Source organism: Actinomycetota bacterium, assembly GCA_018830725.1.
Taxonomy (GTDB): Bacteria; Actinomycetota; Humimicrobiia; order JAHJRV01; family JAHJRV01; genus JAHJRV01.
The window spans coordinates 1-2,146 of sequence record JAHJRV010000086.1 but is presented as its reverse complement, the minus strand read 5'-3'; the positions used below and the strand labels follow the sequence as shown (position 1 = coordinate 2,146).

The window sequence follows — 2,146 nt, the reverse complement described above, 5'->3', positions numbered from 1 at the left end:
TATAAATTCAGATATCATTTTTTTATAGATCAACCTAAAGGAATAAGTCTCTATAAAGGTTTACTTTATCACAAAATAGTACAGGAATTTTTTAACCCAGAAAAAGAACATGAATACTCTTTCAACCAATTAAAAGTAATAATTAATGAAATATGGGATGACAATCTTTTCCCATTTATTACTGTAGCAAATGAACAAAAAAAAGATGCTTATCAGAGTTTTGAATACTTTTTTAATAATTTACCACCAGCAAAACCAAATGTTTTAGCAACAGAGAAGGAATTTTCATTCTCTTTAGATGGGAACAAGTTCTCTGGAAGAATTGATCAGATTAATCAGATTAAAGATGGGGTCGAATTAATAGATTATAAATCAAGCAAAAGTGCCATTAAGTATGAGGAAGCAAAAACTGATTTACAATTAGGAATCTATCTATTGGCTTCTCTTCTTTCTACTCAATTGGGAGATATAAAGGGTAATGTCAAAAGAATGTACTATTTTTATATACCTAAAGAAAATATAACTATTAGAGAACAGGATGTAAGTGAAGAAAGAATAGCTAATATAAAAATTGAGGTTAAAGATATTATAAGTGAAATATTAAAAGAGAAATTTCCCGTTAATCCCAGAGATTTTTCTATATGTGGGTTTTGTGACTATAAATTGATATGTTCAAGATTTTATGGACAAGATTAAATTTTTATATAAATTATTTATATGAAGCAAAAATATTTGTTAACTAAAGAGCAAAAAGAAGCAATAGCTGTAACAGAGGGACCTCATCTGATTATGTCAGTTGCAGGTGCTGGGAAAACTACTACACTTACATCAAAAATAATTGAAGTTATAAATAGAAAATTAGCAACTCCTGAACAGATTTTAGGTTTAACATTTACAATAAAAGCTGCAGAAAATATGTGTATTCAGATAGCTCAAAAGGTTAAAAGAAAAATAGACATAAATAACCTACAGATATCCACATTTCACTCCTTTGGTAACAAGATAATAAAAGAGAACTCCCTTATTTTAGGATTAGATACTGACTTCAACTTAATATCTCGAGCTGAATCCTGGCAACTTCTTTATCAAGTGATGAATGAATTTGTTTTTGAAGATGTGAAAATAGGAAGTTCTATTGGTAATTTCTTAGACAAACTTCTTGATATTATTATAGACCTTAAAAACCACCTGATAAATGTTGAAAAATTCAGAAAATATATAAATTTAGAATCAGATTTTTCAACTTATAAATCAAAAGAATTAAGAGAAATTGCTATAAAGAATTTCAATATACATAGAGAACTTTTACAGGTTTATGAAGAATATGAGAAATTAAAAAGCCAGCAGAACTTCATAGATTATGGAGATCAAGTAATGACTCCTGTCCAGTTATTTAAACAAAGACCAGCAATTTTAGCTAATTATCAAAACAGATATAAATATGTATTTGTTGATGAATATCAAGACACTAATATTGCACAAGCTGAGCTTATATATCTCCTTTCTGGTGAAGATAAAAATGTGACTGTAGTTGGTGATGATGATCAATCGATATATGGTTGGAGGGGGGCATCTGTTTACAATATCTTAAAATTTAATCAGTTGGAACTTTTCAAACAAAAAGTAAAAACCACTTCTATCACAAAGAGTTTTCGAACAGGACAAAATGTACTTGATGTTGCTTATAATGTAGTGAAAAATAATAAAAATAGATTAGAGAAAATACCAAAAGCCTATTTTAAAAAAGATTCAAAAGTTTTTGCATTCTTTGCTCCAACATATAGTGATGAGGCAGAATTTATAGTTAAAGAAATTGAAAATTTAATAAAAAGCAATAATTTTTCCTATAAAGATATAGCAATTCTTTGTAGGAAAAAGAGATTTGATGAAATAACACTTTCTTTAGATAAAAAGGATATACCGTATGAAATTGTTGGAGGGAGAGGATTCTACTATCGACCTGAAATTATTGATGCCATTTCTTTATTAAAATTAACTCATGACCCAGGTGATTCGTTAGCATTGGTTCGTGTTTTAAAATCACCAAAGTATAAAATCTGTGATAGGGACATTTTTCATCTCGCAAAGTATATTATCAGTAAAGATAAAGAGTATATAGAGGAAATAAAAAGTAAGAATAGAGAAT

The 2,146-nt window shown here is 28.1% G+C and carries 2 protein-coding genes; both read left to right on the top strand.

The features are described 5' to 3' along the window. A partial coding sequence (locus KKC53_03950; protein MBU2598319.1) for a PD-(D/E)XK nuclease family protein occupies positions 1-696 on the top strand: 696 nt, incomplete at its 5' end. 36 nt (positions 697-732) lie between these two features. Further along, positions 733-2,146: UvrD-helicase domain-containing protein (locus KKC53_03945; protein ID MBU2598318.1), on the top strand; the 1,414-nt coding region annotated here is incomplete at its 3' end.